This window comes from Flammeovirga aprica JL-4, assembly GCF_012844305.1.
Classification (GTDB): Bacteria; Bacteroidota; Bacteroidia; order Cytophagales; family Flammeovirgaceae; genus Flammeovirga; species Flammeovirga aprica.
In genome coordinates, this window is the sequence record NZ_JABANE010000030.1 from 35,881 (window position 1) to 52,325 (window position 16,445).

12 protein-coding genes are annotated in these 16,445 nt (G+C 34.6%); all 12 read left to right on the top strand.

Features of this window, described 5'->3' with window-relative positions; all coding sequences use genetic code 11:
* Positions 1-14 precede the first annotated feature (14 nt).
* The 12 genes from HHU12_RS12695 to HHU12_RS12750 all read left to right on the top strand — a co-directional run bounded on the left by HHU12_RS12695 (position 15) and on the right by HHU12_RS12750 (position 16,444).
* A complete protein-coding gene (locus tag HHU12_RS12695) occupies positions 15-2,183 on the top strand; it encodes a GumC domain-containing protein (RefSeq protein ID WP_205959877.1) in 2,169 nt (722 codons plus the stop codon).
* Positions 2,170-3,396 carry a glycosyltransferase gene (locus HHU12_RS12700; RefSeq protein WP_169657119.1) on the top strand — a complete coding sequence of 409 codons (1,227 nt, stop codon included), beginning with the start codon at positions 2,170-2,172 and terminating at the stop codon, positions 3,394-3,396. The genes HHU12_RS12695 and HHU12_RS12700 overlap by 14 nt, the downstream gene beginning before the upstream one ends.
* Positions 3,397-3,407: 11 nt before the next feature.
* Positions 3,408-4,964, top strand: coding sequence for an O-antigen ligase family protein (locus HHU12_RS12705; RefSeq protein ID WP_169657120.1), 1,557 nt, complete (start codon positions 3,408-3,410; stop codon positions 4,962-4,964).
* Positions 4,965-5,109: 145 nt separating this feature from the next.
* Entirely contained in the window at positions 5,110-6,267 is a 1,158-nt protein-coding gene (locus HHU12_RS12710; protein WP_262889394.1) for a sugar transferase, read from the top strand.
* Positions 6,268-6,442: 175 nt separating this feature from the next.
* The gene (locus tag HHU12_RS12715; protein WP_169657121.1) at positions 6,443-7,525 is read left to right on the top strand and encodes a glycosyltransferase family 4 protein; all 1,083 of its coding nucleotides are present in this window, start codon (positions 6,443-6,445) and stop codon (positions 7,523-7,525) included.
* On the top strand, positions 7,522-8,412 hold the full coding sequence (locus HHU12_RS12720; protein ID WP_169657122.1) for a glycosyltransferase family 2 protein: 891 nt from the start codon (positions 7,522-7,524) through the stop codon (positions 8,410-8,412). The genes HHU12_RS12715 and HHU12_RS12720 overlap by 4 nt, the downstream gene beginning before the upstream one ends.
* Before the next feature lie 6 nt (positions 8,413-8,418).
* Positions 8,419-9,624 carry a glycosyltransferase gene (locus HHU12_RS12725; RefSeq protein WP_169657123.1) on the top strand — a complete coding sequence of 402 codons (1,206 nt, stop codon included), beginning with the start codon at positions 8,419-8,421 and terminating at the stop codon, positions 9,622-9,624.
* Positions 9,614-10,237 carry an acyltransferase gene (locus tag HHU12_RS12730; RefSeq protein ID WP_169657124.1) on the top strand — a complete coding sequence of 208 codons (624 nt, stop codon included), beginning with the start codon at positions 9,614-9,616 and terminating at the stop codon, positions 10,235-10,237. Before HHU12_RS12725 ends, HHU12_RS12730 begins: the two co-directional genes overlap by 11 nt.
* A gap of 4 nt (positions 10,238-10,241) precedes the next feature.
* Complete coding sequence (locus HHU12_RS12735; RefSeq protein ID WP_169657125.1) at positions 10,242-11,150, top strand: glycosyltransferase family 2 protein; 909 nt, start codon at positions 10,242-10,244, stop codon at positions 11,148-11,150.
* Between the two features lie 49 nt (positions 11,151-11,199).
* On the top strand, positions 11,200-12,387 hold the full coding sequence (locus tag HHU12_RS12740) for a glycosyltransferase family 2 protein (RefSeq protein ID WP_169657126.1): 1,188 nt from the start codon (positions 11,200-11,202) through the stop codon (positions 12,385-12,387).
* Positions 12,388-15,531, top strand: a complete 3,144-nt coding sequence (locus tag HHU12_RS12745; protein ID WP_169657127.1) for an Ig-like domain-containing protein — start codon at positions 12,388-12,390, stop codon at positions 15,529-15,531.
* Between the two features lie 4 nt (positions 15,532-15,535).
* Complete coding sequence (locus HHU12_RS12750) at positions 15,536-16,444, top strand: PorP/SprF family type IX secretion system membrane protein (RefSeq protein WP_169657128.1); 909 nt, start codon at positions 15,536-15,538, stop codon at positions 16,442-16,444.
* Position 16,445 lies beyond the last annotated feature (1 nt).

The window sequence follows — 16,445 nt, forward strand, 5'->3', positions numbered from 1 at the left end:
CGGTTAGATATTTAGTGCAAACAATATATTACATATTATTTGAAGTCTTAAAAAGATGGTATTTGTGGACTATTCCTCCGGCAATAGCGGCAGTGTTTGTCTATACAAAAACGGCAGATTTTAAGAGCTACGAATCTAAATCAAAACTTCAATTTGAGCTAACAAGTGATGAAAACTTGACTTTGAATAGTAAATCTATCAAGCTTTTTGAATATGGGTTTCTATTTAGTGATGTGATTGAAGTGGCACGTTTAAAGCATGTTACGCAAAGAATCCAACTCCGTATTTTGAAAGATGGTGTAGGGGAGAAACAATACTTTGATTTTCCAATTGATCAAAATTTATATGGATCAAAAGAAATTTTAGAGCGCATTGATTTCTTAGTAGCAAAGAACAAGCTTTTAGATATGCAGCGTCCTATTGACGTAGTGATTTTACAGTTGCTTGAAAAAAATGGTATAACTCCTGATGCTGTAGAATCTAAAATTAAGATTTCAAGAATTGGTTCTAGTAAATACATGACAATTTCTGCTGAAGATAAGCAAGCTAAGGTAGCTTATTACTATGTGAAAATTATGGCAGAGGAATGGACGCAGGAATATAAAAATGAAATCAGCCATCAGTTGACTGGTAAGAGAATTATCATTGAAGAAACCACAAACAAGGCAAAAGAAGAATTAGATTATCTATTGGACTCCCTGAGAAATTACCAATCAAGATTCAATATTTTCAATGTGGAGGCTTCTTCTGATGCAGTCAACGAAAGGATTTTAGAATTGCAGAAAATGTTGGGCATGCTGAACAAAAATCATGCTGCACGCAGAAGAGCGATTGATTATATAAAGCATCAACTTGAAGCGAAAACGGATTATGGGTATGCTAATCAGAATCAAAGTTTACATGAGCAGATAGTACATTTGAAGGATTCTTTACAACAGCTAAAGTTGAGTAGAGAGTTTGATCAATTCAAGGCGGATCAGCTTCCTTTTGACTATCAAGATAATCTTGAAAATGAGATTTCCCACTTAGAAAGCCGATTGCAAAATTCTTTGAATGAATCTATTATAAACACTACTTATGATCCTTCTGCTACCAAACAAAGTATTGTTTCTGATTTAGTAGTATTAGAAATAGAATATGAAAAAGAAGAAGCTATGATTCCTGTAGTGGAGTCTCAACTTTGGGCCGTCAAAAGTGAAGGGAAAAGATTAGTGGGAATTATTTCTCATGTTGACAACTTAAAACATAAAATCAATACCAAGGAAAAACATTATCTCAAATTATTAGACAAATTGAATGTCGCTTTGGTATTAGAGAAAGATGCAGGTAAGGATCTATTTGTGATTGAAGAAGCAAATTTCCCGCTTAAACCTAAGAGCTCAAAAAGAATGCTCTTAGTGGTTGGTACTTTTATGGGTGGTTTGTTACTGATAATTGTAGTGATTGTAGCCACTTTGGCTTTGGATAGTAATCTTCATAAACAGTTTCAGTTTGAGCACGAAACAATCATTAGTACCGTCGCTCTAGTTTCTGGCCGAAGGTTTAAAGTCAATAAGATAATCGATAAAATACCTAAGCTGAATAAATTTTATGAAAAGAGGTGTAAGAAAAAAAATCAAGTTCTAGATGCACATGAACGAGATGTTATTAAATCAATCCGAAAACAAGTGCTGGAAATTGACACCAAAGAGTCAGGCATTATATTATTTAACTATGTGAGGAGTAATAAGATGCAATATCATACGGTAAAGAAGCTGTATGATTTTTTGCGTGTATTAGATGTAGAGACTTTAATCCTTTATGCGAACTGGGATATGCCTGACGCAGATTTTGAAGATGCACCTATTATAGGAAACAGTTATGCAGATGTAGAAACAGCTACAGAATCAGGTATGATTGATCTTTCCAAATATGCGGCTTCTCCATATGATTACGCCTTGCCAAGCAAGTGGTTCAAAATGCTGAAAAGATTAAAAGAGCAATATAAATACATTTTCATTTTACCTCCTCCAATTAACAGTTCATTGGAATGGAAAGAATGGATGGACTTGTCCTCAGATTTATACTATATGTATGAGTTACATTATCCATTTAATGAAGATGATGCTAAAAATCAGCATGAGATGTACGAATCACATCTCAATATATTAGGTACTATAATTACTGAAGATGATGAATATTAATTACCTTGACCTAGCCCATTACGTTTTACAGTTTGTAAGTTTTTACTTCTTATGCTATAGTTTTTATTGGATGATGACCCTGTTTATTGGTTCATTTTATAAAGAACCTGAAACTTCAACACATCCACAAAAAGACAGGTGGTTGGTAGTTTTGCCTGCTTATGCCCCGAATTCTACTTTTTTTGAAGTCCTGAAAAGCATTCGTGATCATCAGCCTCCTAATTTTATTGAGATGAAAACGTATGTTCTTTTTCAAAATACGAATGCCAAGTTTATTGATCAATGTTATCAGAAAATGGACTTTTTATGCAATCATAAAAGCTTTCATAATAGAGATGGAAATTCTTATGTGCATGCATTGAAGTTCATTTGCCATCAAATTACTTCTGATAATCAACTCAAAATATTTGATCCTACTCACATTATATTATTAGATAAAGACAATATTATTGCTCCAGATTTCTTCTACAAAATGAGTGCTTTAAGAGGGAATAATTATGATTTGATTCAAGGTAAAAGACTTCCTTTATCACAGAAAAATGGGGTGACATCTTATGATCAAATTTCAGAAGCATTGAATGATATGATGATGAGACAGTATAGAGTGAAAATGGGTTGGTTGCCGGAATTAAGTGGGAGTGGTTTCTTAGTTGAGAAGAAACTTTTTATAAAAGGGGTTAATAAATTGGATGTGAATAACCCAGGAATGGATAAGAATCTATTGATCAATTGGTTATTGAATTTTTCTGACATCAAAGCTTGTTTCTCTAATACCACATTGCTTTATGAAGAAAAAACGGACGATATCAATGTACTTGGCGCTCAAAGAACAAGATGGTTTGCAGAACAGTATCAAACTTTGGGAACTTACTTCAGTCAGCTGTTCATCAAAGGAATTACAACTTTTCGTTTAGAAATACTGGATTACATTTTTGCATTATCCCGTCCACCAAGAAGTATTCATTTATTAATAGTTCCTGCATTGCTGATCCTTGAATTAGCCTTATTTAAAACCTCTGTTTTCAATCTTTTGTCCCTTCTTTTTATTGTTTTTGGGGTAATACTTTTTTTAACGAACCAAAGACTATGGAGAGCAGCATTTCATGTATTGAAAATGTTCCCTTCATTAATCATTAGCAATATTAAAAGCATCATGAAGATCGGGGCTCAAACCAAAGGAAATTTCATACATACTGAGAGAGAAGAAAAATAGGTCCGATGATTATGAGAGTAGCAAAAAAAGTGATAAAGAAAATGATAGGAGAGCGGTACAATACCAATTTTGGTTTGTTCTGCCTTGTATCATTTGCATTGACAGTTGGTGTTTTAGTCATGAAAACCAATTGGGCAACCGCTATCGCTTTGGCATTTGTTTGTGTAGCAATGCCTGTCTTCTTTTCTCTTTTTGTAAAGCTGGAGTTTGCAATTTATTTCTTTCTTACACTTTCTATCTTCATTGGAGTCCCTTTAAAAATACCAACTTCTATACCTATTGGTATTTCATTTGACAGTTCCATTCTCTTCACTTTTTTTGGACATGTTTTTAAGTGCTACGAGAAAAAAGATTATAAATCCACTTTTAAGTTTTTCCCTGTTTATTTTGTCTATGCTTGGATGGGTTATAACTTTTTACAAGTAGGCAATCCTTGGGCAGCATCAAGAGCCGCGTGGTTTTATACTATGCGCCCCTATGTATTTTATCCTCTGATCTTTATTTTGACCTATTATCAATTCAAAACAAAAGAACAAATCTTAAAAGTATTACATTTCTTTTTAGTTATCACAACGATCTGTGCCGCTTGGGGGTGTTATCAGTTTTTGTTTGGATATCTTAATTTTGAAATGATGTGGGTACTGGCCAATGATGCCAAACACTTAGTTTATATTAATGGCCGTTGGCGTTCTTTTGGAACAACAGGATCACCTGCTCACTTTGGCGTATTGATGGGGCTGATGTTCAATTTTTATGCGATTTTAGTACCTGTTTACAAGAAATTATCTCAAAAAATATTTATGGTAATTGCTCTTGTTATTATTTTTCTTGGGCTCGTTTGGTCGGGAACTCGTTCTGGATTTGCCATTGTGCCTATTGGCTTCATTATCATTATCGGGCTCTGGGGAAATACCAAAATTTATATAGTAGGAGCTGTTTTGGTAGCCATCATGACTTTCATAATTGTAACGCCTTCTAACAATTATCATATTCAAAGAATCCAATCTACTTTCAATGCAAGCGAAGACGAATCTTATAAGGAAAGAAAAAGGAATCAAGAAAGAATTAAGCCTTGGCTGGCGAAGCATCCAATTGGCGGTGGGCTTGGCAGTACAGGAATATGGGGTATGAAGTTCTCTCCAGGAACTATGCTTTCAGGTTTTGCACCAGATTCAGGTCATGTGAGGGTGATGGTTGAAACGGGGTATGTTGGGCTGGTCGTTTATCTTTCTTTCTATGCCGCTTTGTTATTGCCAGCTTTTTTCAAAGTCAAAGTCTGGAGCTTACAGGACAAGGATTACAAGTTGCTTATACTCACATTTTTTGCCTTCTACGGTGCATTTATGGTAGTTGAGCAAGCTCAGGATATCAACGGAATTCTACCTTTCAGTGTGGGTTTATGGTTCTTTTCCGCTATATTTTGCCGTTTGATTAAACTAGCTTTAGCAGATGAATTTAGAAGATGGGTAGAATTAAATGATCAAAGAAAAGAGGAGTTTGAAGAAAGAGAGAAACGAAAATTTGCAAAAAGACAGAAATATTTGAAGAGGTTATTTGATGAAGAATAATGTTACAGAAATAAGAATATAACCGAAAACTAATAGAACTATTTTAAGATCATTCATGAATATAGAAACGTAATTTCTTAATAAAAATTTGAATTGAATCATTCTTTTAAAATCAATGTTCTACAGTAAACATTAATTATTGACAATGAGAAAAGTACTATATCTAGAAGACGACCGATTTATGTTTGAATTTGTAGAGCATGTTCTGAAACATAAATACGAAATCATCGAAGCACGAAGCATCGAGCAAGCTCAAGAAATCTTATCAAAAGTATCCATTTCTTTATTACTATCAGACTTACATATTCATGATGAAAGTATGATCGATTTTTTAGGGGAACTAAAACAAGATGATGCCTACAAACATCTTCCAATTGTGGTGTTGACTTCTGAAATAGATGTCAACTGCAAAATGGAGCTTTTGAAATCAGGGGTGAGTGAATATATCACTAAACCTTTTGTTCCTGAAAACCTCGATATTATTCTTGAAAATGTAATTTATCAGTTTGAGGTGCTGGATGATTATGAAATGGTTGAGTTTCCTAAACAAAAACTTTTGAAACGACGAAGAAACCTATATGTGCTATTAAATGATTTTACTAAAAGGATCTTTGATATAGTTGTTTCTGCTACTTTGATCATCATATTGTCACCCATTCTGTTATTAATTGCGGCAGCGATAAGGCTTGAATCTAAAGGTGCTGTAATTTATTCGGCCAAAAGAGTGGGGCGGTATTATGCCATTTTTCCATTTTATAAATTCAGGTCAATGAGAGTAGACGCTGATAGTATGGTCAGTTCTTTACAAAAAGAGAACGCTTACAATAATGAGGAAGAAGGAGATGAAAAAGAGAAGAAGGAAGAGATAGATCCTCATATGCTTTATAGTGACAAAGGTTTTCAAGTCACCTATAAAGATTATATCAAAGAGAAAAATAAGTCATCCTTTTTTAAGTTGAAAAACGATCCGAGAGTAACAAAAGTAGGTGCCCTGATCCGTAAAACGAGTCTTGATGAATTGCCACAGTTATTTAATGTTTTGTTTGGTCATATGTCCATTGTGGGCAATCGTCCATTGCCTATCTATGAGGCGGAGCAAATGACTAAGGATAAGTCAATCTTGAGGTTCGCAGCCCCTGCTGGAATCACAGGTTTGTGGCAGGTAGAAAAATCAAAAAGAGCTTTTATGTCCATCGACGAGAGAATCGAACTAGACACAAAATATGCCCGAAAGTATAATATATTTTATGATATCGGACTTATGCTGAAAACAATTCCTGCTATGATACAAAAAGAAGAATAGAAGTTAAATCATAAGTATTTGACCTTTCTGATATTTTTAATTTTTAGGACTATTTCACTCTGAAAGAATAATTTAATATACGCTATATAACATTGTATTGTACTATCTCAATATTTTTAAAGTGAAGCTAATATTATTTAGTACTTTAATAAATAAAAATTTAAACCAATAAAAAATGAATATACAATTTCTTTCATGCTTAGAAGGAAAGTTTGGTATTGGTCAGTATTCAGAAAGATTAGCTCAAGGAATGTATAGACATGGTTTAGAGATTTTACTCTCCCGAAAAAAGGGAGCTGAATTTCCATTTACCAATCACTACCATCATCGCTCGTTAAAAAATCTACGAAACTACATAGCACCCTACTATATGTATAAAGAGTTAAATAACCAGCATAGAAAATATTCAATTTATCATGCAGATAACATTGATGCTTTTACAGGGTACTATTGGTCCAATAAAAAAAAGGCGGGTAAAAATATAGTCACTATTCATGATGTGATTCCGCTTCATTTTAAAAATGAGAATCCTCTTGTGCATCAGTATTATCTATATCAGTTAAATACGTCTTTAAAGCATTCTGATCTGATTGTGACCGTTTCTGAGACTTCTAAGCAAGATTTGGTAAAGATGACTAATGTTGATCCAAGTAAAGTGGAAGTGGTATATAATGGCATTGATCATGATACATTTTATTGGGACAAAAACTTCAAATCAGAAAATGATAAATTCACCATACGTTATTTAGGTGGATTGGGAGTAGTGCATAAAAATGCCTCAGCTTTGATTGAAGTAGCTAGAATACTTGAGGAAAAGGGATTGGATTTTAAAATGGAGATAGGTAGCGGAAATCCAGCTTATACCAACCTTCCCGATTTAGTAGAAAAGTACAATCTTAAAAATGTTTCTTTTGTAGGGTATGTAGCAGATAAAAATCTACAGGAATTTCTTCAGACAGCCGATGCTTTTTTATACCCATCCAAGTTTGAAGGGTTTGGCTTCCCGCCATTAGAAGCAATGGCTTGTGGCACAGCCACAGTTTCATCCAATGAAGGCTCTTTAGGAGAAGTTTTAGAAAATGGTGCATTACTTTCTTCATCTGCACCCGAAGAATTGGCTGAAAATATTATTCGCCTAATGAGCGATGAAAACTTGAAAAAAGAATACGAACAAAAAGGGATAGAGACAGCCCAAAAATATACATGGAGTAAGGCGACCAAGGACCTTGCAAATATTTACGAAAACCTAATGCGATGAAAATAAGTATTATAGTTCCGACTCATAACAGGATGTCTTCTATGCTCACTTTAGCAGAGGCTTTAGATACCCTTGATTTTCCAGATTACGAAGTGATTATTGTTTGTGATACTTGCAAGGATGATACGAAAAAGGAATTGGATAAACGCTATGCTCAAAAAGAGAACTGGAAAATAGTTGAAGTGGAGAAAGCAGGGCCAGCTAAAGCTCGAAATACGGGTGCAAAATTGGCTCAAGGTGAAATTTTAGCTTTTACAGATGATGATTGTATTCCAGATAAAAATTGGTTGCAAGTCATTCATCTTAATTTGAGTGATAATCCTAATGTTGTAGGATTAGAAGGTTTGACTTACACTTACAAGAAAGAAGTAACTCCACTGACACATCAGATTGAAAATCTAGATGGAAACCCGGCAGTGCCTACTTGTAATGTTGCTTTTAGAAAAGAGACATTTGATTACCTCAATGGGTTTGATGAAACTTTCCCTTATGCTCATAATGAAGATGCTGATTTTGCATGGAGAATGAGAGAGGTAGGTGAGATTGTATTTACTGAAGAAATGAAAGTCTGTCATCCGCCACGTCAGGAGTCTTTTTCTAAAATGAAATCCAGAATGAAAATTTTAGAGAGTGAGTTTCTATTATATTATAAAAATGCAAATCTCTATCATAAATATAGAAACACATCACCTTGGGTGACTATTTATTGGGAAGTCTTTTTCTATCATCAGTTGATGAATCTTAAAAGTACTTTCAAATACTTTTTCAGACCAAAACTATTCTGGGGCGGGTTGCAACTTATTTTCTATTGGTGGATGGACCTGATCGTTTTATTCCCGAAATATTTTGCCTCTAACTTCAAATATCAAAAACAATTTCAATCATAATAAACTATGCATATTTTTAGACCCATTGTATTACAAGCACTAACGAGAGTCGATGAACAGTTTGGTGCTACATCTATCTCTTTAGCGAAAAAGTGGTCTAGAGATAGATTGGTATTTTATGTAGATCATCCTTACACTTTTAAGGATCTTACAAATGAGGCTTATCAAGAACAGCTCAGTATTAGAAAAGAACTTTGGAAAAAAAACATCTATCATTTTCAACCTTTTGATGATTATCCAAACTTTATAAATATATGTCCAAGTCCTGTTTTCCCAATCAATTTTCTTCCTCCTGGAATGATCTATAATCAGTTGAAAACAAAAAACTGTAAAACGATTTGGAAAGCAATTGATACCGTGTTGGATCGCTTTCATGTGAAAGATAATTTTGTGTATATCAATTCTTTTAATCCAGTATATTTTTCTATTCATTCGAAGAAAAAATATATCATGTCCATTTATCATTGCGTGGACTTAATAGAAGGGGAAAAGTATATCGCAAAGCATGGTAAAACAGCAGAGAAAAAAGCAGCGGCAAATGCAGATTTAGTAATAACTACCTCAGACGAATTAAGACATAAATTAGAACCGTTTGCAAACCATATTGAGACCGTTTATAACGGGGCGGATTATGACTTTTTTCAGAGAGAGCATTATTTCGAGCCTCATTTAATGAAGAATATCCCGAAAGGAAAAAGAGTAACATATGTAGGGAATATTGGTTTGAGAATCAACTATAAATTGTTGGAGAAGATTGTGAAAAATGATCCAGAATTGCAACTAATTCTGATCGGCCCAATTAATGAGAGAGAATTCAGAGGTGGAAATTTATTGGATTATAAGAATGTTCATCATTTAGGCCCTCAAAAAATGGACGATGTTCCTGACTATATTTATTATTCTGATGTCTGCATTATTCCATTTCTCTGTAATGATCTGACACAATGTATTTATCCTCTAAAAATCAATGAATACTTAAGTGTTGGGAAGCCTGTTTTAACAACTCCTTTTACCAATTTAGAGGATTTTGATGAGGTGGTTCATATATATGATGATGACCTATCATTCGAAAAGGAGTTGAAGGTGGCATTAGAGGATTCTAAGAAAAAAGTACAAAGAAGAAAAGAAATCGCTAAAACAAATAAATGGGAAAATAGAGCGAGTCAGTTCCATAATATTTACCTCGATAAAATCAATAGAAATGCTCAGTAGTTTAAAATTATATGTAAAGAACAATGATTGGCTGAAACAATTTATACATCAGTCCATTGTTCTTTATTATCGCCCGAGATATTGGGTGAGACTGCTTTTGTTTCCATTTTATATTAAGAGAGGGAAAAAGGCAGTAATACGATCATCAGCTCGTTTGGATTTATTCCCTTTCAATAAAATTTCTATTGGGGAAAAAAGTATTATCGAGGATTTTGTTACTCTCAATAATGCTGTTGGTGATCTGGTGATAGGCAACAATGTGATTGTAGGGATTGGTAACACAATCATTGGTCCTGTGGAAATAAAAGATAATGTATTATTTGCTCAAAATATAGTTGCCTCTGCCTTGAATCATGTTTTTGAAGATCCCGATCAACCAATTGTAGACCAAGGAGTCAATACCAAAAAAATCACAATAGATGAAAACTCTTGGATTGGAGCCAATGTGACAATTACACAAGGTGTACATATTGGGAAGCACTGTGTGATTGGTGCGGGAAGTGTAGTCAATAAAGATATTCCAGACTATCATGTGGCCATCGGAAATCCTATCCGATTAGTAAAAAAATATAATTTCGAAACTAAAACCTGGGAGAAAATCCCGAAATCGTAATATTATGCTCTCCATCATTACTGTCAATTTTAGACAATTAGATGTCACGCTTGAACTTATAAAATCCTTAATTCAATTTGCACCTAAAGATTCAGAATGGATTATTGTAGATAATGGATCACAGAAAGACATTTCCAAACTTCTTGAACAGATGGATCCCAGAATAAAAGTGGTCACATCAGAAGAAAATTTAGGTTTTGCAGGAGGAAATAACCTTGGTATTGAAGTGTCCAAAGGTGATTTTCTCTTTTTTATTAATAATGATACCATCGTAACTGAAAATTCTTTTCAACCATTGCTAGAATCTTTGGAGGATGAAAAAGTGGGAATGGTTTGTCCTAAGATTCATTATTATTACACGCCTAATACCATACAGTATTCTGGTTTTACAAAGATCAATCCTTTTACAGGACGGAATAGTGTGATAGGAGAGAGAGAACAAGATCAAGGGCAATATGATAGTGTTCGAAAGACGTATTTTGGTCATGGTGCAGCTATGATGCTCCGACGAAAAGTGATCGATGAAGTGGGTGGAATCCCTGAAGCTTTTTTCCTTTATTATGAAGAAATGGACTGGAGCAAAAAAATAAGGAAAGCCGGTTATGAAATTCATTATAATGGTAAAGCAAAAATTTTACACAAAGAATCCATTTCAGTTGGAAAACTAAGTCCGCTAAAGGAGTTCTATATGACAAGAAATAGGATTTTATTTATGTACAGGAACTATTCTTTATTTTATTTTATCGGTTTCTTTTTCTTTTTTATGATTTTATCATTTCCAAAACGCTATTTCTTCTTACTCAATAAAGATAAAAAGCTGAATAATGCATTAAAAGCGGGACTTTATTCTGCATTATTGTATCTTTTCAATAAAAGCATGGCACAACCCAAAGACGGACTCAAATACGCTTAGATTTAATACTTATTTTTTGTACTTTAATAATAAGTTAAAAAACCTAGAAATGATCGCTAATTACCAATTACTATTCTGGGCATCCCTGTTTGTAATTTTTTACAGTGCTGTTGGATATCCAATTTTGCTTTATTCAATTCTGTTGATTAAAAGAATTTTCAAGAAGAAAATAGACTTGTCAATTTGGACAGATGAGGCTTGCCCAGAAGTTACAGTAATAATACCAGCTTATAATGAGGCTTCAATTATTGAAGAAAAAGTGAAAAATACTTTGGCACTTCAGTATCCGGAAGAAAAGAAAAGAATTCTTTTCATAACGGATGGTAGTACAGACGAGACTCCTGATATTATCAGCAGATACAAGGAGCAGGGAGTAGAGCTTTTGCATTCCCCAGAACGTTGTGGGAAATCAGAAGCTTTAAATAGAGCCATGCAATTTGTTGAAACAGATATTGTAGTTTGCTGTGATGCTAATACCATGATCAATGCGGATGCATTAATCCATCTTACAAGTCATTATAGAGACCCGAAAGTAGGTGGAGTTTGTGGGGAGAAGAAAGTAATTACACCTGCCTCAAATGGTGCTGCTTCCGAGGGAGAAGGAGCTTATTGGCGATATGAATCTAAGTTGAAAGAATGGGATGCCGAGCTGACAAGTGTAATGGGTGGGGCTGGAGAGTTATTCTCTATACGTACTTCATTGTATCCGTCGATTCCTAAGGAAATCATACTCGATGATTTCTTTATCACAATGCATATTGTGCAAAACGGATTTAGAGTAGCTTATGAAAAAAATGCGTATGCAACTGAAACTTCTTCAGCATCAGTAAAAGATGAGATGAAAAGAAAAGTTCGTATAGCGTCAGGCGGATTCCAGATAATGCTTGTTTTATTACCGATGCTCAACTTTTTCAAATACGGTTGGGTTTCATTTCAATATATTTCGCACAGGGTTTTAAGGTGGCTGATTGTCCCTTTTGCCTTGCCATTACTGATATTATTAAATATATACCTTGCTTATGAGGTTGGAGGAATCTACGAATTTACCCTCCTCTTACAAGTCGTCGCATACGGCGTGGCATTGATAGGTAGATATTTAAAGAAAAACAAAGTTCAGATCAAAGGATTGTTATTTCCTTACTATTATGCCTTTATGAATTATTGTGTTCTCTTAGGCTTTTTCAAATTTCTGCAAGGAAATCATTCCTCCATTTGGGAGAAAGTAAACCGACAATAAATGTATAGTACCACCCACAAATACCGACTTCTATTTATTCCCATCCTGACATTTTTATTGGCGATGATGCCTCTAAAAGTGAATTATGATTACCAAACTTTGGGCTCTTGGGATGCAAATGGTGTTCCCTCTTATTTAGATGGTAGAATATCTGTACCCACAGATATTGTAGATAGAACACGTCAACTTATTGAGGACTCATTAAGAATATCTGGGAATGAATTTTTAGATAGAAATGCTACTGATGTTTATTTAAGAACAGAAGGGGAAGTATTTGTTACGCTTCTTTATGAAGACGCTGGGTGGAAAAATACTTTAGGTTTTTATACTTACACAGTAGATGACATACCTGAAAACCAGAATGAAATAGGTGATCTAACCATAATTTTCCCAAATATTGACAGCCCTGACATTGTTGATAATGGAATGAGAATTAGTTTGGGTACATTTCCAAAGCATACCGTATTTGGCTTTTTCCTTGTAGCACAAGGCTGGAATGGAGGAATCACAGATGGTGATTATATGCTTTTTACTAACGGTGATTTTAATGCTTCTTTTACGGCAGGTACACTTTACAATCAGATGACAATCATTTTCTCGAATGATTTGACAAATTCAAAAGACTTTGATTTCCTATTATGTATGGAAGACAATGTAGATCTTTCAGCAGGTGATTATGATTATAATGATGCAGTCTTTCAATTAGAATCATCTCCTGAGACTTCTTTGGATCAATTCAGACCTGAAGCCTTAATAGCACCGACAGTAGAAGATACATTAATCACAGTATTCCAACATGATACAGTAACGTTCTCAATTGATAGTTTACTTCAAGATCATAATTACATAGATTATTCTTCATTAGAAATATTGACTCCAGTGGATGGAGATAATATTTCAGAAATCTCATTTAACGGTACAGATTTAACTGTTGGTATGACAGATGGCGTTTTTGATACGCTGGCTTTAGATTATAGAATTTGTAATGAAGATTTTACTACACTTTGTGATACCGGCGTAATATACATTACGTTAGGTCATATAAATCAACCTCCTGTCGCGCTCAAAGATTCAGTGATTACATATGATGTATCACTAACTTCAACAGGTCTTCCTCTTAGTGTTTTAGGTTCGGATCCTGACAGCAATTTAAACATGAACCATCTTAAAGTGATTACGTCACCAAATGATGTTTTCTTTACAATTGCAGATAATGGCCATATTAAAATAGTTCCTCAACTCAACGCAAGCGGTATAGATACGGCCTTTTTTGAGATATGTGATTTAGGGATGCCGGTTTATTGTGACACAGGTTATTTCCTTGTGAATTTCCCAGTTTTACCTACAGCATTAGATGATGTGGTGAATTTACCTGATGGTCATGAAATAAGTATTGATGTACTTGCAAATGACACGCATCCAGAAGATGATCTTGATCCTTCTACTTTAAAAATTATAGATGAGCCAGATATAGAAGGGGTTGAATTTGAGGTGGTAGATGGTGAAATTGTACACACCCCCCCGGAAGATTTTGTAGGTTCTTATGATGTGACTTATGAGATTTGTGATACTTCCAATCCTCCCGACTGTGATCAAGCAGTACTTACCATTACTGTTTTTGATGATGATCCAGTGGCTGTAAATGACACATTACGTTTACCTGATGGAAGCCCTGTTAACATAGATGTACTTGCTAATGATTCTCATCCGCAAGATGATTTAAATCCATCTTCTTTAAAAATTATAGAAGAACCAGATATTACAGGAGCAACATTTGAAGTGGTGAATGGAGAAATTGTACATACACCACCAGAGGGATTTGTTGGAACCTATGAGTTGACCTACGAAATCTGTGATAATTCTACACCTGCAGATTGTGATCAAGCAGTTGTATTTATAACGGTTTTTGATGATGATCCAGTAGCTGTAAATGATACATTAAGTTTACCTAGTGGTGAGTTGGCGAGTATAGATGTTTTAGGAAATGATACTCATCCAGAGGATGATTTTGATCCATCTACTCTGAAAATTATTGAAGAGCCGGATATAGAAGGTGTAGAGTTTGAAGTGATTGATGGTGAAATAGTACATACCCCTCCAGAAGGTTTTGAAGGGACTTATGAGTTAACTTATGAAATCTGTGATAATTCTACACCTGCAGATTGCGAACAGGCAGTGGTTGTCATCACTGTATCAGATGATAATCCTAATGTGCGAACAAACCTGCCACCTGTTGCGAAAGATGATTTTGCGGTGACCGATGTGAATGTGTCAGTGACGCTACCTATACTTGAAAATGATTATGATCCTGATGGAGGGTTAGATTATTTTACGGTAACTCAAATTACAGAACCTCTCAATGGATCAGTACTTTTCGATGGGAGTATTTCAGATGGAGATACAATAGTAACAGCTCATTACTTTCCAAATCAAGGATACACAGGAGTAGATATTTTTACTTATGAAGTGTATGATAACGGAAATCCAAGAAGGAAGGATGAAGCAATAGGTATTATTCTTATTGGAGACGAAGGATTTGTGGCAGGAAACTCTCCGCTTTACTGGATTGATTCAGTGAAAATTTTTGAGGGAGAAAGTTACAATCATCCACTGCAGGAAAAAGTAGAACAAGTGACTGAAATTGATCTTTCTTCACCAACTACAACACTGTTTGGTTCACCGGACCTTGAAGGTGCCTCAGCAAGTGCAGTTGATTCTTTAAATATACTATACACGGCTCCAGATTCAGTCATCTCTGATGGCGAAAGAGATTATGTCTATTATAGAGTTTGTAATAGTGCTGATGAATGTGGTTATGGTCTCTTGATCGTAGATATTTATCCTGAAGGCACAGAGATAGTAGAAGAAATAGACATTATGGTCTATAATGGTTTTTCACCTAATAATGATCTCGTAAATGATGTTTTTGTGGTGGAAAACATAGAAAGATATAAAGACAATCAATTGAAAATCTACAATAGGTGGGGGCAGGAAATATATTATAAAGAAGGGTATGCCAATGAGTGGACAGGAAATAATAACAATGGAGAACCACTGCCTGACGGTACCTATTTCTACGTGATCTTGATTGAATTAAATAACAAAACCAATACGTTTAACGGCTATGTGGTACTGAAGCGATAATAAGATGAGAAAATTAATAGTAATTCTAGGACTAATATACATTTTTGGAAATGAGGGGAAGGCTCAACAATTACCAATGTTCACCCAATATGCTTACAACACATTGGCGATCAATCCTGCCTTTGCAGGAACAAAAGATGGCGTTGATTTCTTATTGTTGAACAGGTGGCAATGGGTGGATTATGAAGGAGCTCCAAACACATTCAACTTCAACTCATCTTTCAAAGTAATGGATAAAGTAGGTATGGGAGTTAACTTTGTCAATGATAAAATTGGCGTTTCCACTACCAATACAATTCAAGTGGCCGGTTCATATATGACTCAATTAAACGAGAAATTAACCCTTTCATTTGGCTTGGCGCTTTCTGCAACATCATATAAACATGATTGGAGCAACATCAGACTTCAAAATCCTTCAGACCCTACTTTTGGTGCAAATAATGAGAACCTCACAAATATCAATACTGGTTTTGGTTTGTATTTATACAGTGATAAATATTATGTGAGTTTCTCAATTCCATATATCCTCGAAAATAAAATTACGAACACTTCAGAAGCACAAGAATACAGACATTACTTTTTAAAAGGAGGAGTACACTTTGAATTATCAGAAAATGTAGAATTTGTACCCTCAGCACTTTTAAAATATGTGACCAATAATGATGTTCAACTTGATATGACTGCCACCTTTATTCTACAGAAAATGCTTTGGGTGGGAGCAACTTATAGAACACAAGACGGTTTCGCCTTAATGGCACAAGTAGATATCAATAAAAGATTCAGAGTAGGCTACGGTTATGATATTCCAATCACAGATATACAAACTGCTACCTCTGGTTCACATGAAATAATATTAGGTTTCAATATTAAATCAAGAACGAATAACGTGATTGTGAGTCCAAGATATTTTTAAA

Excerpts from the sequence above, each read along its gene's own strand:
- HHU12_RS12700 (WP_169657119.1), top strand. The coding sequence starts at position 2,170 with ATGATGAATATTAATTACCTTGACCTAGCCCATTACGTTTTACAGTTT.
- HHU12_RS12705 (WP_169657120.1), top strand. The coding sequence starts at position 3,408 with ATGAGAGTAGCAAAAAAAGTGATAAAGAAAATGATAGGAGAGCGGTAC.
- HHU12_RS12710 (WP_262889394.1), top strand. The coding sequence starts at position 5,110 with ATGAGAAAAGTACTATATCTAGAAGACGACCGATTTATGTTTGAATTT.
- HHU12_RS12715 (WP_169657121.1), top strand. The coding sequence starts at position 6,443 with ATGAATATACAATTTCTTTCATGCTTAGAAGGAAAGTTTGGTATTGGT.
- HHU12_RS12720 (WP_169657122.1), top strand. The coding sequence starts at position 7,522 with ATGAAAATAAGTATTATAGTTCCGACTCATAACAGGATGTCTTCTATG.
- HHU12_RS12725 (WP_169657123.1), top strand. The coding sequence starts at position 8,419 with ATGCATATTTTTAGACCCATTGTATTACAAGCACTAACGAGAGTCGAT.
- HHU12_RS12730 (WP_169657124.1), top strand. The coding sequence starts at position 9,614 with ATGCTCAGTAGTTTAAAATTATATGTAAAGAACAATGATTGGCTGAAA.
- HHU12_RS12735 (WP_169657125.1), top strand. The coding sequence starts at position 10,242 with ATGCTCTCCATCATTACTGTCAATTTTAGACAATTAGATGTCACGCTT.
- HHU12_RS12740 (WP_169657126.1), top strand. The coding sequence starts at position 11,200 with ATGATCGCTAATTACCAATTACTATTCTGGGCATCCCTGTTTGTAATT.
- HHU12_RS12745 (WP_169657127.1), top strand. The coding sequence starts at position 12,388 with ATGTATAGTACCACCCACAAATACCGACTTCTATTTATTCCCATCCTG.
- HHU12_RS12750 (WP_169657128.1), top strand. The coding sequence starts at position 15,536 with ATGAGAAAATTAATAGTAATTCTAGGACTAATATACATTTTTGGAAAT.